General features: G+C 49.1%; 25 protein-coding genes. 14 read left to right on the forward strand and 11 right to left on the reverse strand.

What is annotated here, in order from left to right; all coding sequences use genetic code 11:
- Window positions 1-2 precede the first annotated feature (2 nt).
- The 5 genes from rpsI (at window position 3) to erpA (ending at window position 2,799) form a co-directional block, all read left to right on the forward strand.
- Window positions 3-395, forward strand: a complete 393-nt coding sequence (gene rpsI / locus ASG24_RS12870; protein WP_055828869.1) for a 30S ribosomal protein S9 — start codon at window positions 3-5, stop codon at window positions 393-395.
- Between the two features lie 105 nt (window positions 396-500).
- On the forward strand, window positions 501-1,547 hold the full coding sequence (gene argC, locus ASG24_RS12875; protein WP_055872179.1) for an N-acetyl-gamma-glutamyl-phosphate reductase: 1,047 nt from the start codon (window positions 501-503) through the stop codon (window positions 1,545-1,547).
- 62 nt (window positions 1,548-1,609) lie between these two features.
- Window positions 1,610-1,909 (forward strand): hypothetical protein, encoded by a 300-nt coding sequence (locus ASG24_RS12880; RefSeq protein WP_229008705.1) that lies wholly within the window; start codon window positions 1,610-1,612, stop codon window positions 1,907-1,909.
- Between the two features lie 79 nt (window positions 1,910-1,988).
- Window positions 1,989-2,384, forward strand: a complete 396-nt coding sequence (locus ASG24_RS12885; protein WP_055828864.1) for a polymer-forming cytoskeletal protein — start codon at window positions 1,989-1,991, stop codon at window positions 2,382-2,384.
- Between the two features lie 52 nt (window positions 2,385-2,436).
- Window positions 2,437-2,799 (forward strand): iron-sulfur cluster insertion protein ErpA, encoded by a 363-nt coding sequence (gene erpA / locus ASG24_RS12890; protein WP_055828861.1) that lies wholly within the window; start codon window positions 2,437-2,439, stop codon window positions 2,797-2,799.
- Between the two features lie 62 nt (window positions 2,800-2,861).
- Here erpA and gltA read toward each other — a convergent pair whose 3' ends face one another.
- Both gltA and ASG24_RS12900 read right to left on the reverse strand, forming a co-directional pair.
- A complete protein-coding gene (gltA, locus tag ASG24_RS12895; RefSeq protein ID WP_055829191.1) occupies window positions 2,862-4,151 on the reverse strand; it encodes a citrate synthase in 1,290 nt (429 codons plus the stop codon).
- Between the two features lie 174 nt (window positions 4,152-4,325).
- Complete coding sequence (locus tag ASG24_RS12900) at window positions 4,326-5,453, reverse strand: anhydro-N-acetylmuramic acid kinase (RefSeq protein ID WP_055872104.1); 1,128 nt, start codon at window positions 5,451-5,453, stop codon at window positions 4,326-4,328.
- Window positions 5,454-5,582: 129 nt separating this feature from the next.
- Between ASG24_RS12900 and tyrS the strand changes: the two genes are divergently transcribed.
- On the forward strand, window positions 5,583-6,821 hold the full coding sequence (gene tyrS, locus ASG24_RS12905; RefSeq protein WP_055872105.1) for a tyrosine--tRNA ligase: 1,239 nt from the start codon (window positions 5,583-5,585) through the stop codon (window positions 6,819-6,821).
- Between the two features lie 64 nt (window positions 6,822-6,885).
- On the opposite strand, the gene ASG24_RS12910 is transcribed toward tyrS, so the two are convergent.
- Genes ASG24_RS12910 through ASG24_RS12930 form a run of 5 tightly spaced genes read right to left on the reverse strand, consistent with a single transcriptional unit; the run spans window position 6,886 to window position 11,545 of the window.
- Complete coding sequence (locus tag ASG24_RS12910) at window positions 6,886-8,433, reverse strand: RNA polymerase factor sigma-54 (protein WP_055872106.1); 1,548 nt, start codon at window positions 8,431-8,433, stop codon at window positions 6,886-6,888.
- Window positions 8,434-8,439: 6 nt separating this feature from the next.
- Entirely contained in the window at window positions 8,440-9,186 is a 747-nt protein-coding gene (gene lptB, locus ASG24_RS12915) for an LPS export ABC transporter ATP-binding protein (RefSeq protein WP_055828849.1), read from the reverse strand.
- An 11-nt stretch (window positions 9,187-9,197) separates the two neighbouring features.
- Entirely contained in the window at window positions 9,198-9,818 is a 621-nt protein-coding gene (gene lptA / locus ASG24_RS12920) for a lipopolysaccharide transport periplasmic protein LptA (protein ID WP_055829188.1), read from the reverse strand.
- Window positions 9,819-9,872: 54 nt separating this feature from the next.
- Window positions 9,873-10,520 (reverse strand): LPS export ABC transporter periplasmic protein LptC, encoded by a 648-nt coding sequence (gene lptC, locus ASG24_RS12925; protein WP_055872107.1) that lies wholly within the window; start codon window positions 10,518-10,520, stop codon window positions 9,873-9,875.
- 23 nt (window positions 10,521-10,543) lie between these two features.
- Window positions 10,544-11,545 carry an SIS domain-containing protein gene (locus ASG24_RS12930; protein ID WP_055872108.1) on the reverse strand — a complete coding sequence of 334 codons (1,002 nt, stop codon included), beginning with the start codon at window positions 11,543-11,545 and terminating at the stop codon, window positions 10,544-10,546.
- A 231-nt stretch (window positions 11,546-11,776) separates the two neighbouring features.
- Between ASG24_RS12930 and ASG24_RS12935 the strand changes: the two genes are divergently transcribed.
- Window positions 11,777-13,753: a cation:proton antiporter gene (locus ASG24_RS12935; protein WP_055828841.1), complete on the forward strand. Its 1,977-nt coding sequence runs from the start codon at window positions 11,777-11,779 to the stop codon at window positions 13,751-13,753.
- Window positions 13,754-13,869: 116 nt separating this feature from the next.
- Window positions 13,870-14,880, forward strand: coding sequence for an FAD-binding oxidoreductase (locus ASG24_RS12940; RefSeq protein WP_055872109.1), 1,011 nt, complete (start codon window positions 13,870-13,872; stop codon window positions 14,878-14,880).
- A 344-nt stretch (window positions 14,881-15,224) separates the two neighbouring features.
- Here the strand turns inward: ASG24_RS12940 and moaC are convergent, their stop codons facing one another.
- On the reverse strand, window positions 15,225-15,716 hold the full coding sequence (gene moaC, locus ASG24_RS12945) for a cyclic pyranopterin monophosphate synthase MoaC (protein ID WP_055872110.1): 492 nt from the start codon (window positions 15,714-15,716) through the stop codon (window positions 15,225-15,227).
- Between the two features lie 177 nt (window positions 15,717-15,893).
- Between moaC and ASG24_RS12950 the strand changes: the two genes are divergently transcribed.
- From ASG24_RS12950 to ASG24_RS12970, 5 genes are all read left to right on the forward strand, one after another.
- Window positions 15,894-17,390: a M48 family metalloprotease gene (locus tag ASG24_RS12950; protein ID WP_235562422.1), complete on the forward strand. Its 1,497-nt coding sequence runs from the start codon at window positions 15,894-15,896 to the stop codon at window positions 17,388-17,390.
- Window positions 17,391-17,409: 19 nt separating this feature from the next.
- Window positions 17,410-18,216, forward strand: a complete 807-nt coding sequence (gene soxZ, locus ASG24_RS14485; protein ID WP_082488110.1) for a thiosulfate oxidation carrier complex protein SoxZ — start codon at window positions 17,410-17,412, stop codon at window positions 18,214-18,216.
- 168 nt (window positions 18,217-18,384) lie between these two features.
- A complete protein-coding gene (gene ahpC / locus ASG24_RS12960; RefSeq protein ID WP_055828833.1) occupies window positions 18,385-18,948 on the forward strand; it encodes an alkyl hydroperoxide reductase subunit C in 564 nt (187 codons plus the stop codon).
- Window positions 18,949-19,127: 179 nt separating this feature from the next.
- A complete protein-coding gene (gene ahpF, locus ASG24_RS12965; RefSeq protein WP_055872111.1) occupies window positions 19,128-20,693 on the forward strand; it encodes an alkyl hydroperoxide reductase subunit F in 1,566 nt (521 codons plus the stop codon).
- 191 nt (window positions 20,694-20,884) lie between these two features.
- Window positions 20,885-21,517, forward strand: coding sequence for a hypothetical protein (locus ASG24_RS12970; RefSeq protein WP_055872112.1), 633 nt, complete (start codon window positions 20,885-20,887; stop codon window positions 21,515-21,517).
- Here the strand turns inward: ASG24_RS12970 and ASG24_RS12975 are convergent, their stop codons facing one another.
- The gene (locus ASG24_RS12975; protein WP_055872113.1) at window positions 21,518-23,152 is read right to left on the reverse strand and encodes an NAD(P)/FAD-dependent oxidoreductase; all 1,635 of its coding nucleotides are present in this window, start codon (window positions 23,150-23,152) and stop codon (window positions 21,518-21,520) included.
- 188 nt (window positions 23,153-23,340) lie between these two features.
- Between ASG24_RS12975 and ASG24_RS12980 the strand changes: the two genes are divergently transcribed.
- Window positions 23,341-24,438, forward strand: a complete 1,098-nt coding sequence (locus ASG24_RS12980) for a diguanylate cyclase domain-containing protein (protein WP_055872182.1) — start codon at window positions 23,341-23,343, stop codon at window positions 24,436-24,438.
- Window positions 24,439-24,442: 4 nt separating this feature from the next.
- Here the strand turns inward: ASG24_RS12980 and ASG24_RS12985 are convergent, their stop codons facing one another.
- Window positions 24,443-25,048: a DnaA ATPase domain-containing protein gene (locus ASG24_RS12985; RefSeq protein ID WP_055872114.1), complete on the reverse strand. Its 606-nt coding sequence runs from the start codon at window positions 25,046-25,048 to the stop codon at window positions 24,443-24,445.
- Between the two features lie 24 nt (window positions 25,049-25,072).
- Window positions 25,073-26,203 carry an AI-2E family transporter gene (locus ASG24_RS12990; protein WP_055872115.1) on the reverse strand — a complete coding sequence of 377 codons (1,131 nt, stop codon included), beginning with the start codon at window positions 26,201-26,203 and terminating at the stop codon, window positions 25,073-25,075.
- Window positions 26,204-26,280: the final 77 nt, after the last annotated feature.

Consider the following 26,280-nt stretch of genomic DNA (forward strand, 5'->3'; position numbering starts at 1 on the left):
GCATGATCGGTAAATACAACTATGGCACAGGCCGCCGCAAAAGCTCAGTGGCACGTGTGTTCATTAAGTCCGGTAGTGGCAACATCGTAGTGAACGACAAGCCAGTTGACGTTTATTTCTCACGCGAAACATCTCGCATGATTCTGCGTCAACCACTGGAATTAACAAATAACACAGCGACATTTGACATTTTGGTCAACGTGCACGGTGGTGGTGAGTCTGGTCAAGCTGGTGCTGTGCGTCACGGCATTACTCGCGCATTGATCGACTACGATACAGCGTTGAAGAGCGCTTTGTCTCACGCTGGTTTCGTTACCCGTGATGCTCGCGAAGTTGAACGTAAAAAAGTCGGCCTGCGCAAAGCACGTCGCCGGAAGCAGTTCTCCAAACGTTAATTTCACGTTTGTTACAAGAGAGTTGTGCAAAAAGGTCGCGTTGGCGGCCTTTTTCATTTATTGTTTTATTTTTCTCTGCATGAATCGCAAGTTTGGTTGAAGTCTATGGAAAAGATTAAAGTCGGCATTGTCGGTGGCACCGGATATACAGGTGTTGAATTATTGCGTTTGCTGGCACGGCATCCGCAAGTGCAATTGCAGGTCATTACATCCCGTGGTGAAGCTGGCTTGCCGGTGGCTGATATGTTTCCAAGCTTGCGGGGTGTGGTTGATTTAACCTTTAGCGATCCCACAACCATTGATTTAAGCCAATGCGATGTCGTATTTTTTGCTACCCCGCATGGAGTGGCAATGAGCCAGGCACCAGCGTTAGTCGCGGCAGGTGTGAAGGTTATTGATCTGGCGGCGGACTTCCGCCTGCAGGATGCAGCAGAGTTTGAAAAATGGTACAAACTGCCGCATAGCTGTACCGATATATTGGAACAATCGGTGTACGGTCTGCCGGAGTTATATGCAGATGAAGTTGCACACGCGCAAGTCATCGGTAATCCAGGCTGTTATCCAACGACGGTTTTGTTGGGTCTGGCCCCATTACTGCAAAATGGCTGGATTGATTTTTCTGCACCAATTATTGCAGATGCCAAATCTGGGGTATCAGGTGCGGGCAGAAAAGCCGAAGTCAGCACTTTATTCTCCGAAGCCAGTGATAACCTCAAAGCCTACGGTGTGGCCGGGCATAGGCATCACCCGGAAATTCTGGCGCAATTGAAGAAACTCTCGGGCAATGATGCGGTCAACCTAATCTTTGTACCACATCTGATCCCGATGATTCGCGGTATGTTGACGACCCTGCATGTGAAGCTGAATGCAGAAGGCGCAAAGCAGGCATTGCAAGCAGTGTATGAGCAGCATTACCAGGATGATTATTTTGTGGATATCATGCCTGCAGGTGCTTTGCCTGAAACACGTTCAGTGCGCGGCTCTAATTTTTTGCGGGTGGCTTTATATCCACAGGCAAATGATTATGTGACGATCATTGTCGTGCAAGATAATTTGGTGAAAGGCGCTTCAGGCCAGGCGGTTCAGAATATGAACATCATGTTTGGATTGGCGTCAGATACAGGTTTGCAAGTGTTGCCATTATTGCCATAATGATAAGACCAATACGTAGAAGACTCAGGAACCATTTTGGATTAACAGCCAAGCAAGTCGCAGTGCGTTCACACAGGCCTTGGTATTTTCAGGGTACACTGGCTGTCATCAACTTGTTGCTTGGCTTTGCACTGGCTTACTGGGCACTGCATGATGATAATAGCCAGTATGTCCGCGAACGCCTGCGTCAGGTGACTTCAGAAAATATTGAGTTTCAGAAAAAATTAATTGCTTCGCAACGTGAGTTACAGGTAGAGCTGGCTACCAGCAATAATCTAGCAAAAACGCTCACGGCCCAGCAAGATGAAAACATCAAACTGAAAGAAGAACTGGTGTTTTACAAGAAAATTACCAAGCGTTAAGTGTGTGCATAATATTTGCTTGTATCGGTTCTAGAAACAAGCACGCATTCAGAATAATTGATTCGGAACAGGAAATGCCATGTTTTTCAAAAAAAGCGTTCATATCGACAGCCATATTGATACACTAGTCGGTCACGAAACACAGATTCAAGGCAATATGCACTTCGCTGGCGGCTTGCGGGTAGATGGCCAGATAGCCGGAAACCTGATTGAAAAACGAGAGCACCCGAGCACGCTCATTATCAGTGAGAATGGGGCTATTACCGGGGCAGTAGAGGCTTCCAAGATTGTGTTGAACGGGATTATCCGCGGGCCGGTGAAATCCTCAGTATTTATAGAATTGCAAAGCAAGGCACGGATAGTGGGTGATTTGTACTACAAGTCACTGGAAATGCATACCGGCGCAGTGATTGAAGGCAAGTTGATTTACCTCGGAGAACAACCACCCGAAGTGGCTGTACCAGAATTAACTTGAAATATTTAATTTCGCCGCCATATTGAGTTTGAGAGTTTGACAGGAGTCTATGATGACCGCAGAAGCTATGATTGATATTGAAATGCCAACCCCATTGGTATTTACCGATAATGCCGCCAAAAAGGTGAAAGAACTGATTGATGAGGAAGGCACGCCCGACCTCAAGTTACGCGTATTTGTAAGTGGTGGCGGTTGCTCCGGCTTTCAATACGGCTTTACCTTTGAAGAAGAGGTGAACGATGACGACACGCAAGTGGATAAAGATGGTGTTACTTTATTGATTGACCCGATGAGCCTGCAGTATCTGGCAGGGGCGGAAATTGATTATACCGATAGCCTGCAAGGGTCCCAGTTTGTGATTCGTAACCCAAATGCCACAACGACTTGTGGTTGCGGTAGCTCTTTCTCGGTTTAACCTACTCAGTGCACAAAAAACGCCGGGATCCCGGCGTTTTTTATTTTTCAACAGATTTAAAATCAGCGTTGATCCAATGGTACGAATTCGCGGCGCGTTTCGCCGACGTAAAGTTGACGCGGGCGGCCGATTTTTTGTTCCGGGTCGGCATTCATCTCGCACCACTGCGAAATCCAGCCAGCCGTACGTGCCAGCGCAAAAATGGCGGTGAACATGGAGTTTGGGATGCCCATGGCGCGCATGACGATACCACTGTAAAAATCGACATTCGGATACAGTTTGCGTGAAACGAAGTATTCGTCTTCCAATGCAATTTTCTCAAGCTCCATTGCCAGCTTGAACATAGGGTCATCCTGCAAACCCAGTTCATTCAGTACTTCATGGCAAGTCTTGCGCATGATGGAAGCACGTGGATCCATGTTGCGGTAGATCCGGTGGCCAAACCCCATCAGGCGGAAGCTGTCGGTTTTATCTTTGGCGCGATTGATAAACTCCCCGATACGACTGATGTCACCCATTTCTTCCAGCATGTTCAGTGTGGCTTCGTTGGCGCCGCCGTGTGAAGGGCCCCACAGCGAGGCGATGCCGGCTGCGATACAGGCGAATGGATTGGCTCCACTGGAGCCGACCAGACGCACTGTAGACGTAGAAGCATTCTGTTCGTGATCTGCGTGCAGGATCAGGATACGTTCGAACGCGCGCGCCAGGATAGGGTTAGGCACGTATTCTTCACAGGGCGTGGCGAACATCATGTGCATGAAATTCTCGGCGTAACCCAGGTTGTTTTTCGGGTACATAAACGGTTGGCCGATATTGTATTTGTAGCTCCATGCTGCAATGGTCGGCACTTTTGCCAGCAAGCGCATTGCCGCGCGTTTGCGCGACTCCGGGTTGCTGACATCATTGTTGTCAGGGTAAAAAGCAGCCATCGCGCCGACGACGGCTATCATCACGGCCATTGGGTGAGCGTCGCGCCTAAAGCCGCGGAAGACATTGCTCATCTGGTCGTGCAGCATGCTGTTTTTGCGGATCGCGTTGACGAACTCTTCACTCTGGGCGGCATTTGGCAGCTCGCCATGTAACAGCAGGTGGGATATTTCCAGGAAGTCGCAATTTTCAGCCAGGGTTTCAATAGGGTAGCCGCGGTAATACAGCAAGCCTTCTTCACCATCAATAAAGGTGATGCCAGAATCGCAAGCCGCCGTGGACATGAATCCCGGGTCATAAGTGAAAATACCGTGTTTGCCCAGGCTGCGAATATCGATCACATCGGTGCCCAGCGAGCCTTTGAGGATCGGGAGTTCTATTGCGGGGGTGTCGTTATCAAAAGAAATGGTCGCTTTGGTTGCCATAACATACTCAAAATGGGTAGACGGGATTAAGGCTAAATTATACGCAATCAACTCTTAAAAAAACCTACTTAGCGGGAGATTGGCAGTGAAAACACAGAAAATGCCATAAAAACATGCACCAGTTTAAGCCCTAATGGTGGTGCATTTGCACTGCATGCGTGAAAGCAAAGTAGATTAGGCGGGATAAATGGCGCCGAGGATACGCAGACCGTGTGCCCCGGTGACCGCTGGCAGGTTGCTAGTCAGGCCATCGACACAGCGTTGCGCCAGCCAGGCAAAAGCCACCGCTTCCACCCAGTCTACCGCCACACCCAGTTTGTCGGTGGGTTCAATAACGCAACCCATCAACCTTGATAAGCGCTCTATTAACAAGCCATTGTGTGCACCACCACCGCAGACGTAGGCTTCGTCCAAGCCTGGGCAGAAGCGTTTGATGGCATCGGCAATACTAAGCGCTGTAAGCTCCAGTAAGGTTCGCGCGATATTTTCCGGGCGGTCATCAACCACGTTTAAATGTTGCGCCAGCCACTGTTGGTTAAACAAATCCCGTCCTGTACTTTTTGGTGCAGCCTGCGCCAGATAGGGTTCAGCCAGCATGGCTTCTAATAAAACACTATTTACCTGTCCGCTGGCAGACCAGGTGCCATTGGCGTCAAAGGACTGACCTGTGTGTTGTTGCGTCCATTGATCGAGCAACATATTGCCGGGGCCGGAATCGAATCCGGTCACTTGCCCATCCACTGGTAACCACGAGATGTTGGCAATGCCGCCGATGTTGATAATAGCGCGGTTTTTAGTAAGGCTCGCAAACACCGCCTGGTGAAAGGCCGGTACCAAAGGTGCGCCCTGACCGCCTGCTGCCATATCCCGGCTGCGGAAATCACCTATTACTGTGATATTCGTGAGTTCTGCCAGCCGGGCATGGTTACCTAGTTGTAAGGTATAAGCCTGGCCATCTTGCAGGTCTGGACAATGGCGTATGGTTTGCCCGTGGCAGCCAATCGCGGTAATTGCTGATGCCGGCAATTGGCTTTGCTGCAAAATTTTTAATACAGACTCTGCGTAGAGCTCGGCCAAACTATTTGCCATCAGTGCTGCATCATGCAGTTCATTGATGGCAGGTTGGTGCAACGCCAGCAATGCCTGTTTGATTACGGATGGATATGGTACAAATGCCTGGTCAACTTGTTCAAAGCAATCACCGGTATGCGCGACCAATGCCGCATCAACACCGTCCAGGCTGGTGCCTGACATGATGCCAATAAAGTAACGCGTATCGGGGACTGCTGACTGTGAAATCATAGGCCCACATAGTAACATCGTCGCGGGATATGCCTACAGTAATGCACCAGATTACGTTAAAATAGCCGCTTTAATTTAAACCATGCTGTTAAGAAGTATCTTCGCTAACAGCATGACAGAAATGTATTTATGACAGACTCAAAACCTTCAGTCGAGGCGATTAGCACGGAAATTTCCCCCGCGATTGCCAAAGCACTGGCTATTATCAAACGCGGTGCGGATGAATTGCTGATCGAGCAAGAGTTGGTTGAAAAGCTCAAAACCGGCAAGCCACTGCGCATCAAGGCAGGTTTTGACCCAACCGCACCTGATCTTCATTTAGGCCATACGGTACTTATCAATAAATTGCGCCAGTTGCAGGATCTTGGTCACCAGATCTTATTCCTGATTGGTGACTTCACCGGCATGATAGGTGACCCTACTGGTAAAAGCACTACCCGCCCGCCGCTTACAGTAGAGCAGGTCAAAATCAATGCGGACACTTACTCAGAGCAAGTATTCAAAATCCTGGATCCGGCTAAGACCGAAATTGTGTTCAACTCCAAATGGTTGAGCGAGCTTGGTGCAGCTGGCATGATTAAACTGGCTGCCAGCCATACTGTGGCGCGTATGTTGGAGCGTGATGATTTTTCCAAGCGTTTCAAAGGTAATCAGCCGATTGCGATTCACGAGTTTTTATACCCGTTGTTGCAGGGCTACGATTCTGTCGCCTTGCAGTCCGATCTGGAGTTGGGCGGCACCGATCAAAAATTTAATTTGCTGATGGGTCGCGAGTTGCAGAAGCAGGCGGGAATGGCGCAGCAGTGTGTGCTGATGATGCCATTGCTGGAAGGTCTTGATGGCGTTAATAAAATGTCCAAATCGCTGGGCAACTATATTGGTATCAGCGAGGCACCCGAATTAATTTTTGCCAAAATCATGTCTGTCTCCGACACGCTGATGTGGCGCTATATTGATTTACTGTCTTTTGCCTCACTGGAAACGATCGCCGAATGGAAAGCGCAAGTTGCCGGTGGCGAAAACCCGCGTAATATCAAGGTAGGTTTTGCGCAGGAAATCGTAGCCCGATTCCACGGACAGGCAGCAGCAGAAAAAGCACTGGCAGATTTCCAGACGCGCGCCAAAGGTGGCATCCCTGATGATGTGCCGGAAGTGGAAGTGGCCATTGAAGGCGAGAGTATTGGTATCAGCCAGTTACTGAAACTGGCTGGCCTGGTAGAAAGCACCAGTGAAGCGATGCGTGCCATTCAGCAAGGTGGAGTGAAACTGGATAGCGTAAAAGTGGAAGACAAAAATCAGCAATTGGAAAAAGGCGTGGTGGTGGCCCAAGTTGGCAAACGCAAGTTCGCCAAAATAACCATTAAGTAATTAACTGCTTGAAAGTAAAAGGCCGCTTTTTAGCGGCTTTTTTCTGGAATATAGAGATTACGCTTTAAAGTGACTTACGCAAATTGGCGGGTGGAATGCTCAATGATTCACGATATTTGGCAATGGTCCGGCGCGCTACCACAATGCCCTGTTGTGCCAGGGTGTCGGTAATCTGATTATCTGACAATGGTTTTTTGACGTTTTCTTCTGCGACCATCTGTTTGATCAGTGCTCGGATCGCCGTCGCCGAGCAGGAACCACCAGCATCTGTCGCAACTGAGCTGCCAAAGAAGTATTTAAGTTCATAAACGCCGCGTGGTGTGAGCATATACTTATGCGTAGTTACCCTGGAAATGGTGCTTTCGTGCAATTCGAGTTCTTCGGCAATCTCACGTAATACCAGCGGGCGCATGGCAATGTCACCGTGCTCAAAAAAGTTGCGCTGCCTATCCACAATTGCTTGCGATACGCGCAATATGGTCGAGAATCGTTGCTGGATATTCTTGATCATCCATTTGGCTTCTTGCATCTGGCTTTGCAGATACTGGCCGGAACTCTCACGATTACGTTTAAGAATATCGGCATACATCTGGTTGATGCGCAATTTAGGGATCACGCCATCATTCAGGGTAGCTACCCAAATACCTTTAATCTTTTTGACCACCACATCATGCTGGATAAAATGATCGTGGCTGAAATTGGAAAATTCGCTACCCGGCCTCGGGTTTTGCTGGCGGATTAGCTGTTGCGCGCCTTTGAGTGAGGTTTCATCGCAACTCAATTGTTTGCGCAGCTTCACAAAATCTTTATTGGCAAGCAGTGCCAGATGATCTTTGACCAGTGCAATGGCGGTTTTCAGGTAGGGCGTATCCCCAGGCAAGGCATTAAGTTGCAATAACAGGCATTCACGCAAATCGCGTGCACCTATGCCGATGGGATCAAGATTCTGGATCAGCTTGAGTGCGGTCTCCAGCTCGAGCAAATCTACCTCAAGTTCAAGCGGCAGGTTTTCAACGACTTCCTGCAGATCCTGTTCGAGATAGCCGTCATCATTAATGCTGTCGAGCAGCAGTTTAACCAGGCTCATATCACGGTGCGATAAATGCGCCAGCTGAATCTGGTCTATGAGGTGCTCACGCAAGCTGATGCTGCTGGCATCCTGGCGGGAGAAATCGCCGTCTTCATCGTCATTATTGTTGCGGCCTGCCTCGTCCCAATTGCTGGTACTGCCAAATTCGCCATAATCATCTTCAAATTCCGGCGGTGTGAATTCTTCATTAAGGTTGGGTAATTCGCCTTCGTTACCGCTAAGGTCATCCCGTAATTCTTCACGCAAAGTATCGGCTGGCGAAGAAATATCCTGTTGAATGGCAACGTCAAATGAACTGGCATCTTCCACTTCAGCCTGAGCCTGCAACGGTGCTTCGGGCGTGTTATCTTCAAACTCGCCTTCTTCATTGTCAGCCATTTCCAGTAAAGGATTTTCCTGCAAGATGGCTTCCAGCTCCTGGTTAAGTTCCAGCGTCGACAATTGCAACAGACGGATAGACTGCTGCAACTGCGGCGTCAGAGCCAGGTTTTGCGACATGCGTAATTGCAGGTTTTGCTTCATAACAAATTACAGCCTAAAGTTTTTGCCCAGATATACTTCACGTACACCTTCGTTCTGGATGATTTCATCCGGCGTACCCGCGGCAAAGATGGCGCCTTCATTCACGATATAAGCGCGGTCGCATATATCCAGCGTTTCACGCACGTTATGATCTGTGATTAAAATGCCTATATTCTGGCTGCTGAGGTAACGGATAATTTTCTGGATCTCGATCACCGCAATCGGGTCAATCCCGGCAAATGGCTCATCCAGCAGAATAAACTTCGGGTCAGTTGCCAGGCAACGCGCGATTTCAACCCGGCGGCGCTCACCCCCTGACAAACTGACAGCCTGGCTATTGCGGATATGCTGGATATGTAGCTGATCCAGCAATGATTCCAGTTTGGCTTCACGCTGTTCAGCGGTATAAGGACGGGTTTCCAGTATCGAAAGAATATTATCGGTCACAGACATCTTGCGAAAAATGGAGGCTTCCTGCGGCAGGTAGGCCAGACCCATACGCGCACGCTCATGCATGGGGGCGTGGCTAACATCGGTACCATCCAGGGTGATACGGCCGTCATCCAATGCCACCAGGCCAACAATCATATAGAAGCTAGTGGTTTTGCCTGCACCATTCGGACCCAGTAATCCGATCACTTCACCACTGTGCAAATCAAGCGTGGTGTTTCTGACGACGGTACGGCCCTGATAGGTTTTTTTTAAATGGCTGACGCACAAATGGCTGTTGTCTGGAGAAACGGTTGTTTGCATATTGCCAGTCTTTACTGTGATTCTTTCTTGGATCCGTTTTCAGGTGCATCGGGTACCGGTTCAGTCCTTAACTGCAACGAGCGATTCATCCGCAACCCTTGTTGGGTATTAGATTTGTTATCTAACACTGGTGGGGTTGTTTTGTTTTTTGGCTGTATGGTAGCTTTCACGCGGCTGTTGGCGGTGCCATTCGGGTTTGCTTTAGTGCCACCGATCACTTCTGCATATTCGGCATTGGCGTCATAACTGATGTAATCACCCGTCACTACGTCTTCGCCACGTTTGACCCAGGCATTGGTATACAGTTGCACTTTATCCATGCGGGCATTGTATTCAATGCGCTGACCACTGCCTTGCATCCACTCATTTTTGCCGGTGCGTTTCTGTTTAAATGTGGTTGGCGTGCTAGGAGTGCCGGTACAAGTGCTATGCTGGAAGCCATCCTGGTCTTCACGTACTATCATCTTGTCGGCCTTGATTTGCAAAGTACCCTGGTTCAGGATCACATTACCGGTATAGACGCTGATTTTTTTCGCATCGTTGACGCTGACGGTATCGGCTTCCAGCTCTATCGGCTGGTCACGATCTGACTCCTCAGCCCAACCGGTAGCTGAGCATAGCGTGCCCAGCATCAGGCAGGTAACATAAAATAATTGCGTGCGCGTTTTCAACTCATCTCTCCAGAATCATCGACTCTTAGTACTTGTATTTTTGCTGGTGCCGCTTTTAGCTGGCTTGACCACAGCCTTTGTGGGTGCTGCATCGGGCGCTCGCTCATAATGAACATGCACCCGGTTAAATAATTGCATGGTTTCCGATTTTTTATCAAAACGCATACCGGTACCGGTAATCACTGTCGCTGGTTTCTGATGGATAGTGACGGGCAAATCGGTATAAGCAATATCCGTATCCGGCTCTACGAATAACTTCTCGGTAAGCATTTGCATTTCACCTTTTTCAGCGGTGGCCTGGCGAATCACTTTGACCTGTTTGTCAAACTCCACCAGTTTACCATTGCCGGATATTTTGCCACGCTGACCGTGAATCTGTGTGTATGGAGACTCTTGTCCAAACTGGGTAAAACGCGGCCTGTCCAGTTCAGTGTGGTCACTATCCGGGTAGTGGCGCATCTGAGCAGCAGCCAGCACATATTTTGTTTTTCCAGTCGCATCGGTGCGCGTGCTGACAAAGTTATACAGCATGTAATCGGGCGCATGACGGCTCAGACCAGTCACGCGCGCCGCTTGCTCTTGCACTGTTTGGTTAATCCAAAAAGTCAGCAGTGCCAAAAACAGCATCAAACCAATCGGCAGCAGAATCGGATATTTAAGCATGCGTAAAATCTCTACCTGTCTGCCTAAACGACTTTCGCCTTGAGCAAGTCATGCATATTAAATGCGCCTACCAATTGCTGTTGCTCGTTCACAGCCAGAAAACCATTGATTCTGTGTTGCTCCATCAAACTGACGGCTTCAACGGCCATTTGCTGGGTACCCAACAGTCGGGGCTGCTTGCTCATCACATTTAAAATAGGCGCCTGGTGATCCGTGAGTCCCTGAACAAACAGGCGTCTTAGGTCGCCATCGGTAAATATACCAGTCGGTTTTTGTTCAGCATTCACAATGGCAGTAAACCCCATGCCTTTGCTGGTGATTTCCTGGATTGCCTGCTGCACCGTGGCTTTTTCACTGATACTTGGAATAGCATCGCCAGTGCGCATCACATCTTTAATCCTGACCAGTAATCGGCGGCCAAGACTACCCCCGGGGTGCGAACGGGCGAAGTCTTCGGCAGTAAATTCGCGCTGCTCAAGCACGCATAACGCCAGTGCATCGCCCAAAGCCAGTGCCGCGGTGGTGCTCGCGGTCGGTGCCAGGCCTAGCGGGCAGGCTTCATGACCAACTGCAGCACTTAAATGTACTTCCGATTCACGCGATAAGGTTGAATCTTGCGTGCCGGTAATGCTGAGAATACGGGCGCCAATGCGACGGATAGCAGGCAGAATGTTGATGATTTCATCACTCTCGCCCGAGTTGGAAAGCGCAATGACCACATCTTCAGCGGTAATCATGCCGAGGTCGCCATGGCTGGCTTCGGCCGCATGCATAAAAAATGCTGGGGTCCCTGTGCTGGCGAGTGTAGCTGCAATTTTGCCGCCGATATGCCCGGATTTCCCCATGCCGGTGACAACAATACGGCCGCGGCAGTCAAGAATCATATGGACCGCAGCTTCGAACTCAGCGCCCAGGCGTCCGGCCAGCTGGCGGATCTCATCTGCTTCGTGCAATAACACATTGCGCGCTTTTTCTACTATGCCAGAACTTTCAGCAAGTTTGACACCTGATTTTGCTATACTCATGGTCACTAAGTATAGCAAGTGACAGCCCCGGCAAGAAAGCGAATCTAGGCTTTTTTACCGTTTTTTTAATATCAGGCACATTTTTTGCATTGAACAAAAGTTTTGTGGCGGCATAATTAAGCTGACATAATCCGGTTTTATAATAAATTAACGACCACAAGCGGCGTATTCTCTGTATATCGGCAATGTGGTCTAAATCAATGGTTTTAATTAGTTGCTTAGAATTTTTGCATGTTTGACTCCCTAATCCATTTACTTTTATTGCTCACCAGTTCGGTATTTGCCGTCGGTTTGTTCCGCATATTGGGACTGCCGGCAATACTGGCTTACTTTATGATCGGCATCGTCCTCGGTCCGCATACATTGGGCCTGCTTGAGGATGAAGAAACCGGTCGCCAGGTAGCTGAATTCGGCATTGTGTTTCTGATGTTTAGCATAGGCCTGGAATTCAGCCTGCCCAAGCTATATGCCATGCGTAAAACCCTGTTTGGTCTGGGTGGCGGGCAAGTGATTCTCACGCTGGTTGTCAGCCTGTTGCTAGGCAAAATGGCCGGGTTAAGCCTGACCACTGCTTTTATTATCGGTGCAGCGTTGACCATGTCATCTACCGCCATCGTTTCAAAAATCCTGATGGAACGCGTAGACCTCAGCTCACGTCATGGACGTTTGAGTATCGGGGTATTGTTATTCCAGGATCTGGCAGTGATTCCAATTCTGGTGCTGATTCAAACATTGGGTGCGCACAGTAATAACTGGCTGGATGTGCTTGGACTGACATTGTTGAAATCGTCAGTCCTGCTATTCCTGTTATTCAAGTTTGGTAAAAATATCCTCAACTTCTGGTTTGAGCTGGTAGCCAAACAGCGTTCACGCGAACTGTTTGTATTAAACGTGCTGATGGTGACCTTGCTCATGTCGGCAGCCACCAATTTTGCCGGTCTATCCTTCGCGCTGGGTGCCTTTGTCGCCGGCATGCTGATCTCAGAAACCAAGTTCCGCTACCAGGTGGAGTCGGATATCGCGCCTTTCCGAGATATTCTGCTCGGCTTGTTCTTTATCAGTGTCGGTATGTTGCTGGATGTCAGGGTCATTCTTGAACATGCAGGCTTGATCGTTGTGTTGCTGGCGGTTTACCTGATGTTCAAAATAGCCCTGATTGCTTTCCTGACCAAATTCTATGGCTTTGAAATGGGGGTGGGTGTTCGTACCGGCATTATCCTGGGCCAGGCAGGTGAATTTACTTTTGTGATTCTGGCTTTGGGTTTGCAAACGCGCCTGATCGATGGTGAGGCCCTGCAACTGGTGTTGTCCGTGGCTATACTTTCGATGCTGGTGGCGCCATTTATTATTCAGTACAACGGCCGTATCGCGCGTTACCTGGTAAAAAGCTATACCCGCAATAGCATCAAAGGCGTTGACACTATCCAGGAGCACAGCCAGGAATTAAGTGGTCACGTTATTATTTGTGGCTATGGCCGTAGCGGTCAGTATCTGGGCCGTTTTCTGCGTGAAGAAAATATTCCCTATGTTGCCCTGGATATGGATGCCAGCCGCGTGCAGGAAGCCGCGTCTGCCGGTGAAAACGTGATTTATGGTGATGCCAGCAGGCGTTCAGTAATGGAAGCCGCTGGCCTGGGTCGTGCCAAGGCCGTGATTATCAGCTATGCCGAAACACGTGCCTCCATGAAGGTGCTGGATGTAATCAAGGAACGCCATCCTAACCTGCCGGTGATTGTGCGTACGCATGATGACAGCGAGATGGATGAGTTGCGCGCCGCCGGTGCGGCTGAAGTGGTGCCGGAAATTCTCGAAGGCAGCCTGATGTTAGCTTCGCATGCCCTGGTAACCCTGGGGGTGCCGCTAAATCGGGTGGTAAAACGTATCCGCCTGTTCCGCGAAGAACGCTACAAAATGTTCAAGGGTTATTTCCGCGGTGTCAGCGATGCCGATGCGTCTACCGCCTCTTTGCCACAACTGCACTCGGTGGAAATGTATAAAAATTTCTATGCGCATGGCTTACGGCTGGATCATGTTCCGTTTGAAGATTTTGCGGTCGAGGTTAAACAGCTACGCCGCCCTAACATGCCGGAACCTATCGTCCCGCGCGGCGATATCGTGCTGAACGAAGGTGATGTGCTGGTATTGCTGGGCAGTAATGCCGCCCTGATCGCCATGGAAGTCTATTTGATTTCCGGCCGCAAACCCTAGAAACTCCACCCCTGATTTCAAGCAGGCTGCTAACAGTGTAAAGTCGGCAGCCTGTTTAATTTAATTCCTATTTAATCCACTGTTAGACACACGCGTTTTTTCCTGAAAATTCTTTAATGGCAAACACTTCGGTATTAGTTGTCGGCGGCGGCATTGTCGGCTGTTTGACCGCCATGCAATTGCGCAAGCAAGGCCATGAAGTCACAGTGGTAGAGCGCAATATCATCGCCGCACAAACATCGGGGGAATCTTCCTGGGCCGGGGCGGGTATCGCGTTTCCGCTGTTGCCATGGTTTTACCAGGATGTGGTCAACGAACTAGCGCTGGCCGGTGCCAGAGCTTACCCAGCAGTCAGCGCCGAGTTGTTTGCAGAAACCGGCATTGATCCTGAATGTATTCAAAGTGGCATGCTGATTCAGCCATCCTTTGAGCGCGAACTGGCATTGGCATGGTGTAGCAAATTTGGCCTGGCAGTAGAGGCACATGGCGAAAACCTGCTGATCCCTGAAGTGATACAAATCCGTAATCCTCGCCTGTTGCAATCCCTGAAAGCCTGGTTGATTAAACACGGCGTCAAGTTACGTGAGCAAACCCGTTTAATGCCATTGCAAGAAGGGCAATTGCCTATCAGTGGCTGGAAAACTACTGAAGATGAAACCTTGTACGCGGATACCTACGTAGTCACTTCAGGCGCCTGGAGCTTTGAGTTGCTTAAACAGACTGCCCTTACGCTGGATATCAAGCCCATGCGCGGACAGATGCTGCTATACCAAATGCAACCTGGCTTGTTGCCACATATTGTTTACCGGAATGGTTTTTATATGCTGCAACGTGCGGATGGCCACTTGCTGGCTGGCAGTAGCCTTGAGGATGTCGGTTTTGATACAGGTGTGACCGAGAGCATGCGGCTAGAAATGCAGGAGAAGGCAGAGGCAATATTGCCAGAATTGCGTGGGCAGCCGATTATTAAACACTGGAGTGGGTTGCGGCCGGGGACGCCGCATAATATCCCGATGATAGGACGGCATCCGCAGATTGAGAATTTGTATTTGAATACCGGGCATTTTCGCTATGGGGTGACGATGGCGCCGGAGTGTGCACGGAGAATTGCCGCGTTGATTGCCTGACAGTGCGGCGTGTGCAGTACATAGCTTAACGGCAGGCCTGTGCGCAAATCATAAGAACAGCAAGGGGTCGTCATTCTGGCGGAGGCCAGAATCCAGGCAGCATTATTGCTTGGCTCAGGTCCTTTAAAGAGAAGAGTGCCGTACTGGCTGGAAATCTTAAATAGGTATTTCTTAGATTATTCACCATTCCTTTTTTCACCATTAGGCGACCCTCTTTCTTATGGACAAGCATAAAGTCGCCTAGGGGCGAAAAAGAATGACCACCAAGCTAAAAAAATGAGAATTGCTTTTTAAGCTAATCTTTAAGAGTTAGCATTAGAAGCTAAGCTGACGTCAGGAAGAATTTAATTGCCACTGTTCTCAGCAGCTACCCAATCCCCACTGTTCCCACCATGTTTCTCCAACAATCGAATACTATCCATCGTCATGCCACGATCTATTGCCTTACACATATCGTAAATCGTCAACAACCCCACCTGAACCGCCGTCAATGCTTCCATTTCTACCCCCGTCTGCCCGGTAGTTTCACACTGCACACGGCAAACAAGACGATGATTAATCTCATCTGTCGCAAAGCTCACATCAACACGACTTAAGCTAAGCGGGTGGCAAAGCGGAATCAGGTCACTTGCTTTTTTACTGGCCTGAATGGCTGCAATCCTGGCAATTCCCAGGACATCGCCTTTTTTTGCATTACCTTGCAAAATGGTTTGCAATGTCGCCGCTTGCATATGAATGGTGCCTTCAGCAATGGCCACACGTTTGCTGTGCGCTTTATCGCCAATATCGACCATATGCGCATGGCCCTGTGCGTTGAAATGCGTTAATTCGGACATGTTGAAAAATGATGAACTCAAGCGGTGAAGCCGTTATCATAACAAGTTTGGGTCAGCGGTCTATGTTGATTCAGGAATAATGTGATTTTCAGGATCGTTTTTACTCAAAGGTACATGGTTTTTAACCCACTCAAATTTGTTGATCCCTACTCGCGCCGCGCACTTGGGCGATGGAGTGTGACGTTGGCTCTGCTGATGCCATCCGGGTTCCCCATGCTGGCAGAAAGTGCGGTTGGCCAGTTCTCCGGTAAACCTTATGAGCCCGAGCTGGATTTAAATTTACCGGCAGACTCTTCCAACCAGTTGCCTGAACTGGGGGATGCTTCGCAAACCGTATTGTCTGCGCGCGATGAGGAAAAAATCGCTAACCAGATTCTCAAGCAGGTGGCTGTGAGCCAGGATGTATTTGATGATGCCGAGGTCACTGATTATTTACAGGCATTAGGCAAGCGTCTGGGGGCCAGTAGCCCGGACAAACAGCAGAAATTCTATTTTTTTGTTTTGCAGGATAAAAGCATTAATGCGTTCGCGATGCCTGGCGGTGTGATCGGTGTGCATACCGGTTTGTTTACATCATCCAATAGTGAGTCTGAGTTGGCGAGTGTGCTGGGACATGAAATCGGTCATGTTACCCAGCATCACCTGGCGCGTATGCTGGCCTCGCAAAAATACGATATGTTCAAGAATATTGCTGCGACTGCGCTGGCTTTGCTAGTGATGAGGTCAAATCCGCAAGCGGGGATGGGCGCGATGACAGCGGCGTCGGCTGCCGGTATCCAGCGCCAGATTGATTATACGCGTGAGCATGAGCGTGAGGCGGACCGTGTCGGCCTGACTATCTTGCAGGATGCCGGGTTTGACGTACGCGCCATGCCCGCTTTTTTTAATACCTTGCAGCGGGCGACGCGTTTTTCTGATGGCAATATGCCTAGTTATTTGCGTACTCACCCGATGACCAGCGAGCGGATTGCCGATATGGGTAACCGTGTGCAAAACCTGCCTTATAAACAGGTCAATGAAAACCCAGCTTTTTCGTTGATGCGGGCAAAAATACGCGCGTTCCAGGGTTCTCCCACGCAAATGGTCGAAGAGTTCAAGAATAACCTGGAGGAAGGCCGATTCCAGAATGAGCAGTCCGAACACTTCGGGTTGGCGTATGCTTATTTACGGGCGAACCAGGCAAAAAATGCCCAGCAGGAAGTGCAATGGCTGGAGCAGCATGGCATGGTCAATCCTTACATTATTACCCTGAAAGCGGTGACGTTGGCCAAGCTCGGCCAGGTGCCGGAAGCGCAAGCGCAGTTTTTACAAGGTCTGCAACGTTACCCGCAGCATAGAATATTTGCCCAGGGCCAGGCGGAGTCATTGATTAATAGCAATCAGTGGGCGCCGGCAGTGAGTTTTATCCAAAAGCAGCTGCAAACGTTTCCTGATGATCCCAAACTGTATGAATGGCTGGCCGCGGCTTACCAGGGGCAAGGCAAGCAAATGCTGAGACATCAGGCATTGGGTGAGGCATATGTGCGCAAATACGATTTTCCGCGTGCGGTAGATCAGTTTGAAATCGCCAGTAAAGCCAAAGATGGGGATTTTTATTTGCAATCCAAAGTCGAAGCTCGACTGAAGGCGCTCCGTTTGCAGCAAGCACTGGAAAAAGATGATGACAAAGGCTAAATGGTTGCAGGAGCGTTAAATGCAAAGACGGACACTATTAAAAGGCTGTTTCGCGTTGGCGACCTTACCGTTCTGGATGATGATTCAGAAAGTACAGGCTGCCACCTGGTTTATGCAGGCGTTTGAAGCCAAGCACACTGCCGAGGTCATGTCAGCATTGCAGGCGAAAGCAGTACCGGTTTCGCAGGAGATTCATATCGAAGCACCACAAAAAGCCGAAAATGGGGCGGTGGTGCAAGTGGAGATTTCCAGCCAGCAGCCTGCGGGTAGTGTCAGTAACATGCGTTTGCTGGCCGATGCCAACCCGACGCCGCTGATCGCCAGTTTTGAGTTAGGCAAGCAGGTATTGCCTAAGCTGGTAACGCGCATCAAGCTGGCGCAATCGGGTGAATTAATCGCCTTAGTGCAGAATCCTGGCGGCCAATTTCAACAACAACGCCGTGATGTGATTGTGCTGGAGGATGGCTGTGCAGGTAGTGAGCGCGAAGAGCCATTCGCCAGCAGCATGAAAATGCGCGCAAGGCCACTTGCAGACGGGCCGTTAGGCAAGAACATTACCGAGCTCAAGATTATTATCGTGCACCCGATGCGCACTGGTCGCAGTAAAAATGACGATGGGCAATTGATGCCAGCGCATTTCATGCAGCTGATGCAGGTGATACTGAATGGAGCGGTCATTGTCGATGCGCAAACCGGCACCGGCATTTCGCGTAACCCCTACTTTACGTTTTATTTGAAAGACGCCAGAATTGGTGATGTGATTGCAGTTAACTGGCAGGATAATCGCGGTTTCAGCGGCCACGGTGAAGTCACCGTATCACTTTAATTTTTGATAAGTAATATTTATCATTAAAATTAAAACAATCAATTATGCATATGTATTAAAGTTGTCTACAATGCATGCATTCGCTTAAACAAACAAAGTTTAAATAGCAGTATCAGATCACTAGTTAAGTGAAACAACGTTTTAAACCATTATTAAAAGGAGAGCACAATGTCATTGATTAATACACAAGTTCAACCATTCAAGGCCCAGGCATTTCACAACGGTAAATTTATCGAAGTAACTGAAGAATCTTTAAAGGGCAAATGGTCTGTATTGATTTTCATGCCGGCAGCGTTCACGTTCAACTGCCCTACAGAAGTTGAAGATGCCGCTGACAACTACGCAGAGTTCCAGAAGGCTGGTGCTGAAGTGTACATCGTGACCACCGATACACATTTCTCCCACAAGGTTTGGCACGAGACTTCACCAGCCGTGGGTAAAGCAAAATTCCCGTTGGTTGGCGACCCGACTCACCAATTGACACGTGCCTTTGACGTGCATATTGATGAAGAAGGTCTGGCATTGCGCGGTACTTTCGTAATCAACAACGAAGGCGTGATCAAGACTGCTGAAGTACATAGCAACGAAATCGCGCGTGATGTGAAAGAAACTTTGCGCAAGTTGAAAGCGGCACAATACACCGCTGCCAACCCAGGCCAGGTTTGCCCAGCCAAATGGAATGACGGTGCTGCGACATTGACACCATCACTGGACTTGGTAGGTAAGATTTAATCTCTCTGAGATTAGTTTTAGCATCGCCCTGCGAGAGCAGGGCGCTCAGGTAAAGTCACTAAAGGTTTTATGCCTGCTAGCGGGTTTACCTGAGCTTCCCCCAACCGTTTTAAATGCCATGTGGAATGGCCAGGGCTTCTTGCCGCCTGAAATAAGGGCAGGAATTTTGGAGAATAAAAATGTTAGACGATACCTTAAAGACACAACTGCAAACCTACCTTGGTATGCTGCGTCAGCCTATCCGTCTGATCGCATCCCTGGATAACAGCGACAATGCCGCAAAAATGCGCGAATTGCTGCAAGAGATTACCGCCTTATCGGACAAAGTCAGCCTGGATGAAACCGGCGATGATTCGCGTAAACCTTCATTCGTGATCGCCAAGGAAGGTGAAACGCATGGCGTGCGCTTTGCAGCGATTCCTCTGGGTCATGAATTCACCTCACTTGTGCTGGCTTTGTTGTGGACCGGCGGCCATCCACCAAAAGTGGAGCAGGATGTGCTCGACCAGATCAAGGCGCTGGATAGCGACCTGAACTTTGAAGTGTATATGAGCCTTTCTTGCCATAACTGCCCGGATGTTGTGCAGGCGACTACCTTGATGACGGTATTTAATCCGCGCATCAATGTGACGGTGATTGATGGCGGCCTATACCAGGACGAAGTGAACGAGCGCAACATCATGGCGGTGCCAGCCACTTTCCTGAATGGCGAGATGTTTGCTTCTGGCCGCATGCTGGTGGAAGAGTTTCTGGCGAAAGTGGACACTGGCGCGGTAGCGAAAGAAGCTGAAAAACTGAATGCCAGAGAGCCATTTGATGTGCTGGTGGTGGGCGGTGGCCCGGCTGGCGCTTCAGCGGCGATTTATTCTGCACGTAAAGGTATCCGTACCGGCATTGTGGCGGACCGTTTTGGCGGCCAGGTCAACGACACGCTGGCGATTGAAAACTTTATTTCGGTCAAGGAAACTGAAGGGCCTAAATTGGTGGCAGCGCTGGAAGAACACGTGAAAACTTATGAGGTCGACATCATGCCGTTGCAACGTGCAGTTAGTCTGGCTGAGCCTAAACAGACCGACCAAAAGCATGGCGGCCTGATTGAAGTGAAGCTGGAAAGCGGCGCGACCTTGCGTAGTAAGTCAGTGATTCTGGCAACCGGGGCACGCTGGAGAAACCTGAATGTGCCTGGTGAAGCAGAGTACAAAAACAAAGGTGTTGCCTATTGCCCACACTGCGATGGCCCGTTGTTTAAAGGCAAGCACGTGGCAGTGGTTGGCGGTGGTAACTCCGGTGTGGAAGCGGCGATTGACCTGGCCGGTGTAGTGGGCCATGTGACTTTGCTGCAATTTGATACCGAGCTGAAAGCGGATGCCGTGTTACAACGCAAATTACGCACTCTGGAAAATGTCACTATTCTGACCAGTGCACAAACCACTGAAATTACTGGTGATGGCACCCGTGTGAATGGTTTGACCTATACAGACCGTGTCAGTGGCGAAAGCAAGCATGTAGCCCTGGAAGGTGTATTTATCCAGATTGGTCTGGTACCGAATACGGACTGGCTGAAAGGTACGATAGACCTGAGCAAGTATGGTGAAATTGAAATTAATAACCATAATGCGACTTCGTTGCCGGGTGTATTTGCAGCGGGGGATGTGACCACCATTCCCTACAAGCAAATCGTGATTGCAATGGGCGAAGGCTCGAATGCTGCTCTGGGCGCATTTGATTATCTGATCCGTCAGTAGTATCTCTTAACTATCAAATTTTACGGCCACTTCAGTGGCCATTTTTTTATTTTAAAGTGAGTTATTTAGGTATCAGTCGTTTGATTTTCCAAATATCGGTAGTGAACTTACATAAATAAGCATATATTTATAAAGCACGTCATATGCTATTTCGTTATCACCTATTTCTAACCATGTCTATGGAGTTGACTATGAAACGAAAACTAGAGTTAGCTTTACTAACGATCCTTTCTTTATTTTTTCTACCTAATGTGTATGCGGCAAATCTGTTGACTGGGGAAGTAACTTATAATAACGATACCAAGTTATATACTTATACCTATACTTTAGATACTACAACGCTTCTGGATCACATTGTCAATATTAGTATATTACAAAATCTCGGTTTTGATTGGAGTCATCCTCTTCCAGTTGTCCATACAGAACCTGCTGTAGGCGACTGGATGTTTAAGATGTCTGCTGGAGGATTAAGTAACTCAGGCGCGCTAAATATATATGGCACTTTCTGGACTTGGGAGCACAATTATTTTTCTGAGTCGGTTAGCAATGTAGGAAATTTAGTTTTTTCAATCACGACACCTAGAGGCGTTAACACATCTACTGCCAATAATTACTTTATCTATAATGGAGGAGCTACCACAGGTCCTAGTGAAAATGCTGGATTTATAGAAATAGGGCATATTGTTGGCCCTGAGTTCATAAATTTTACTCCACCAGTGGCTGTGCCCGAGCAACAAGTGTATGTAATGATGATTGTTGGATTGGGATTGATTAGTCTCGTCCGATTCAAGAGTATAGCAATTATTAAGCGTCGTGCATGTTGACTAGGTGGAAGTAAGGCTCAAGCTCACAGACTCGGCGACTTTGATACCGTCAACTGCTGCAGACAGAATGCCACCGGCATAACCAGCCCCTTCGCCGCAAGGGTACAAGCCTTTGGTGTTGATGCTTTGTAGCGTGTCATCGTCACGCTTGATGCGTATCGGGCTGGAAGTGCGTGTTTCCACACCAGTCAAAATACCATCTGCCAAATCAAAATTGGGGATCTGCTTGGCAAACGCCGGAATTGCTTCGCGGATAGCGTTGATCGCAAATTCTGGCAAGGCGGATTCAAGGTTAGTCAGATGCACGCCTGGCGTATAGGAAGGCGTGACTTCACCAAACTCGGCAGAAGGGCGATTTGCCAGAAAGTCACCAATCAATTGCCCCGGCGCCGAGTAGTCGCTGCCGCCTAATACAAACGCATGACTTTCGAGTTGACGCTGTAACTCAATGCCTGCCAATGGATGGTCGGGGTAATCTACTTCCGGCGTGATGCCGACCACAATACCCGCATTGGCATTGCGCTCGTTACGGCTGTACTGGCTCATGCCGTTGGTCACCACTCGGTTAGGCTCAGACGTGGCGGCGACTACAGTTCCCCCTGGGCACATACAGAAGCTGTACACACTACGGCCATTCTTCGCATGATGTACCAGTTTGTAATCAGCTGCACCCAGTTTTTGCAGGATGTCATCGCTGTAACTTTTGCCATAGCGTGCACGGTCTACCAGGCTTTGTGGATGCTCAATACGGAAGCCGATTGAAAACGGTTTTGCTTCGACAAAAATGCCTTTGTCGTAAACCATTTCAAAAGTATCCCGGGCACTGTGGCCGACGGCCAGTACCAGATGGCGGGTAGATAAATATTCGCCTGTTTGCAAGAAAACGCCATGAACTTGCTGATCCTGCACATCAATCTCGGTGACGCGGTGATTGAAACGAATTTCGCCGCCCAGGCTGATAATGGTGCTACGCATTTCCTCGACCATACTGACCAGCTTGAACGTACCGATATGCGGATGGCTGATATATAAAATTTCTTCCGGCGCGCCAGCTTTGACAAACTCCTGCAATACCTTGCGGCCGTAATGTTTGGGGTCTTTAATCTGGCTATACAGTTTGCCGTCGGAGAAAGTGCCCGCACCACCTTCACCAAACTGCACGTTGGATTCAGGATTCAATTTGCCTTTACGCCATAATCCCCAGGTGTCTTTGGTCCGCTCGCGTACCTCTTTGCCACGCTCCAGCACGATAGGCTTAAAACCGGCTTGCGCCAATATCAGGGCTGCAAAAATACCTGCCGGGCCAAAGCCGACCACGACAGGCCTGTGTTCCGATGCCTGCGTATTGGTGGCAACGAATTTATAACTGGTATCTGGCGCAGGTTTGATATGGGGATCTTTTTTAAACCTGGCAAGAATCTGAGACTCGTTTTTGACCTCGATATCGATGTTGTACACATAAAGAATGGCATGTGATTTACGCGCATCCACCCCGCGCTTGAAAATTTCAAAATGGATCAAATCGCTCTCAGGAATTTCCAGCCGCTTGAGAATAGCAGCCCTGATTTTATCGTCTTGATGCTTAAGCGTCTCCGCTTGCACTAATGGAAGCTTGATTTCAGTAATTCGTAGCATAAATATCTCGTGGATAGTGGTTATCTATCAAAAACGTATTTTATTACATCCAGTCTTAGCGTATGGTAGATTTTTATATCGGTTCTATTTAATTAGTGTCGAATTTGGTCGTTAGAGGAATTATGTTTAATTACAAGCGCCAAATACTTACCCCGTTAATCATTGCCGCAACTATTCTGTGCGTCTCAATGATATGGTTATTTATCGCTATGTATCAGCTGGTGGCCTTTTCGGAGCAAAAAGATTCGGTAGACCGGCAGCGCTATGACGTGGCTGCACTAGGTAAAGCCATCACCAATGCTGAAAGCGGCCAGCGCGGCTATTTGCTGACCGGGCATACCTTATTCCTCGATACGATGGAGCAGGGCCGTACAGACACACGTAGAGTGCTTGCCAGCCTGGATAGACGTGTAGCCTCTGTGGGTGAAGTTCGCCCCGAACTGGAAACGGTTAAACAATTAGTGAATCGAAAATTTGATGCTATGGATATCAGCATCCAAGTGCAAATGCGCGCCGGTTCCTATGCCTCACATCTTACGCTGAGTAAAGATAAAAGCCGAGAGTTGATGAAGCTGATTGATGATCGCTTGGGCGAGATGGATAGCAAGCTTGAGCATTTGCGGGCGGATTACGAAAAAGAAATACGCCAGCGCGTGATCCAGGCGGTGATCGGCGCTATTTTGCTGTGTATGCTGATTATAGGCGTGTTGCTGTTTTCGTACCGCAGTACCACCGATTTGTTAGGCAAGATGCTGGAAACCCAGGCGGTCACCGAGCAGTTAAGCCATCAGGTTGACCATGATCTGCTGACCGGTTTGCCAAACCGGCGCAGTGTGGATGAACATTTGGAAAGTGTTTTCCAGCGGTCAAAACACACTTCAAAACCGTTTGCCATCTTCTTTATGGATTTAGATGGATTCAAGCAGGTGAATGACCAGTATGGTCATGAAATTGGCGATGCTCTGCTGATTGAAGTGTCTCATATGTTCCAGAAAGTGCTCCGGCAAACGGACTTTCTTGCCCGCCAGGGTGGCGATGAGTTTGTGCTGGTGGTGGGCAGTTATATGCACCGCATGGAGTTAGTGCAACTCGCGCAACGATTGATACAGTTATTTTCGCGCCCGGTGATTGTCAGAACCATGGCACTTAATATTGGCGTGAGTATAGGCGTTGCCGAGTATCCGCGGCATGGCAAACAAGTGAAACAGTTATTACATGCGGCCGATAAGGCGATGTATGTGTCGAAGAAAAACGGTAAAAATTCTTACAGTTTTGATGGTGAATAGTGCATTAATTTGCCAGTTCAAGTTGCAGCATGTTTTTTAGCAAAGGCACTGTCACCGGCTTTTTAGTCGTCAGTGACCATTCATCCAGCGCATCAAGTACTGCCACTAGTGTCGGTAAGTCGCGGCGTAAGTATTTCAGGCAGTAAGCGATCACTTCATCGGGTAATTTCATTCCACGGTCACGCGCATGCGCACGCAGAGCATCGGCTTTTTCGTTATCACTCAATGGCTGTAACTGGTAGACCAATCCCCACGCTAAACGGGTAGCCAAATCATCCCGCAAACCCATTTGCGTGGGTGCATGGTTGCCGGCGGTCACCAATACACCGCCCTCGGCTTTGATTTGGTTAAAGGTATCAAACAGGATGATTTGTGATTCTTCATCCAGGGTATGCACATCATCGGCGATATGCGCACCCATGGCCTGGGCTGCCAGTAGCAAGTGCGTTTTACCACTGCCCGCAACACCCCATAGATATACAAAAGGTGAAGGCGCATGCCCGGCCAGTGCTGCTTGCAGGCTGCTGAGCGCTTCCTGGTTCTGGCCGGCAATAAAATTGCCAAACCCCGGTGCTGCCGGGGGTTGGATATTCAGTAATAATTGTTTCACAGCGAATGCTTAAAAATTAAAAGGTCAGTCATCCGATAAGTGAATTACTGATGCCTGGCTGTGCAGGTAAGTGTCGCTACGCAAGTAACTATTTTTGACGTAACGTAAACCGACGGCAATGGCAGCGCTGACCGGCAACGCCAGCAACACCCCGGCAAAACCAAATAATTGCCCGCCCGCCATTAAAGCCAAAATCACCAGTACCGGATGCAGGCCGATACGGTCACCGACCAAGATAGGTGTCAGGAAAAAGCTTTCTACAAACTGGCCGACGCCAAACACCAGTAGCACTGGAACCACTTCTGGCAGTGAGGCGAATTGTAATAATGCCAGGATCATGGCCAAAATAAACGCCAGGGCAAAACCAAGATAAGGTACAAAGCTGAGTAAGCCGGCAATCATGCCGATAGACAGTGCCATATCGAGGCCAACCAGCCATAAGCCAACACTGTAAAACACGCAAAGCGACAGCATCACTGATAACTGCCCGCGGAGAAATTCGGCCACTACACTGTCTATATCCTTGACGATTTTTTTGACACGGCCTATCAGGTCGCGTGGAATCAGCTCACCAATTTTGGTCATCATATCGTCCCAGTCGCGCAAAAAATAAAACAGCACCACGGGCAGCAAGAGTATGTTGGCGAGCATGCCAATCAGGTTCAGGCCTTTTTGACCGGCACTCAATAATACGCTGCCAACAAAGCTGCTCGCTGATTGCCAGTGCTCGGTCAACAGTTTTTGTATATAGGCCGGGTTCACATTGAAACGAATGCCAAAATGCTGCAGCAGCCAGGGCTCCACCTGCTGGTGAAAATGATCCACCACTGCCGGCAAGCGTTGCACAATGAGCATTGATTGTTGTTGCAACAGCGGGAGAATAATCAGCATCAAGCCAATCAGCGCCAGAATCACGCCCGCCATCACTAGCAAAGTCGCCAGGGTACGGCCGACTTTCCAGCGACGGTATCCGGCTTCACTGAGCCGGTCTACCAGCGGGTCCAGCATGTAGGCAATGACCATGGCTGCGAGAAAGGGCGTCAGTACAGGTTCCAGCAAATAAAACAGATAAATGAAAAGCGCAGCCACGATCCACCAGCGATTTTCGCTGACAAACTGAGTCACACTGGACGTTTGATACTCGTGATCTGACATGGGCGCCTGTAATGCATACACTCAATCCGGCATAGGTCGAACTGGCAAGATGCGTTAAAATAATGATTATTCTTAAA

It is taken from the genome of Methylophilus sp. Leaf414 (genome assembly GCF_001425425.1).
GTDB lineage: Bacteria > Pseudomonadota > Gammaproteobacteria > Burkholderiales > Methylophilaceae > Methylophilus.

Coding starts and splice junctions, on each gene's coding strand:
- soxZ (WP_082488110.1), top strand. CDS start 17,410: ATGCAAAGACGGACACTATTAAAAGGCTGTTTCGCGTTGGCGACCTTA.
- ASG24_RS12935 (WP_055828841.1), top strand. CDS start 11,777: ATGTTTGACTCCCTAATCCATTTACTTTTATTGCTCACCAGTTCGGTA.
- rpsI (WP_055828869.1), top strand. CDS start 3: ATGATCGGTAAATACAACTATGGCACAGGCCGCCGCAAAAGCTCAGTG.
- gltA (WP_055829191.1), bottom strand. CDS start 4,151: ATGGCAACCAAAGCGACCATTTCTTTTGATAACGACACCCCCGCAATA.
- ASG24_RS12975 (WP_055872113.1), bottom strand. CDS start 23,152: ATGCTACGAATTACTGAAATCAAGCTTCCATTAGTGCAAGCGGAGACG.
- ASG24_RS12930 (WP_055872108.1), bottom strand. CDS start 11,545: ATGAGTATAGCAAAATCAGGTGTCAAACTTGCTGAAAGTTCTGGCATA.
- lptC (WP_055872107.1), bottom strand. CDS start 10,520: ATGCTTAAATATCCGATTCTGCTGCCGATTGGTTTGATGCTGTTTTTG.
- ASG24_RS12980 (WP_055872182.1), top strand. CDS start 23,341: ATGATATGGTTATTTATCGCTATGTATCAGCTGGTGGCCTTTTCGGAG.
- argC (WP_055872179.1), top strand. CDS start 501: ATGGAAAAGATTAAAGTCGGCATTGTCGGTGGCACCGGATATACAGGT.
- ahpF (WP_055872111.1), top strand. CDS start 19,128: ATGTTAGACGATACCTTAAAGACACAACTGCAAACCTACCTTGGTATG.
- erpA (WP_055828861.1), top strand. CDS start 2,437: ATGACCGCAGAAGCTATGATTGATATTGAAATGCCAACCCCATTGGTA.
- lptA (WP_055829188.1), bottom strand. CDS start 9,818: ATGCTGGGCACGCTATGCTCAGCTACCGGTTGGGCTGAGGAGTCAGAT.
- ASG24_RS12970 (WP_055872112.1), top strand. CDS start 20,885: ATGAAACGAAAACTAGAGTTAGCTTTACTAACGATCCTTTCTTTATTT.
- tyrS (WP_055872105.1), top strand. CDS start 5,583: ATGACAGACTCAAAACCTTCAGTCGAGGCGATTAGCACGGAAATTTCC.
- ASG24_RS12940 (WP_055872109.1), top strand. CDS start 13,870: ATGGCAAACACTTCGGTATTAGTTGTCGGCGGCGGCATTGTCGGCTGT.
- ahpC (WP_055828833.1), top strand. CDS start 18,385: ATGTCATTGATTAATACACAAGTTCAACCATTCAAGGCCCAGGCATTT.
- ASG24_RS12990 (WP_055872115.1), bottom strand. CDS start 26,203: ATGTCAGATCACGAGTATCAAACGTCCAGTGTGACTCAGTTTGTCAGC.
- ASG24_RS12910 (WP_055872106.1), bottom strand. CDS start 8,433: ATGAAGCAAAACCTGCAATTACGCATGTCGCAAAACCTGGCTCTGACG.
- moaC (WP_055872110.1), bottom strand. CDS start 15,716: ATGTCCGAATTAACGCATTTCAACGCACAGGGCCATGCGCATATGGTC.
- ASG24_RS12900 (WP_055872104.1), bottom strand. CDS start 5,453: ATGATTTCACAGTCAGCAGTCCCCGATACGCGTTACTTTATTGGCATC.
- lptB (WP_055828849.1), bottom strand. CDS start 9,186: ATGCAAACAACCGTTTCTCCAGACAACAGCCATTTGTGCGTCAGCCAT.
- ASG24_RS12885 (WP_055828864.1), top strand. CDS start 1,989: ATGTTTTTCAAAAAAAGCGTTCATATCGACAGCCATATTGATACACTA.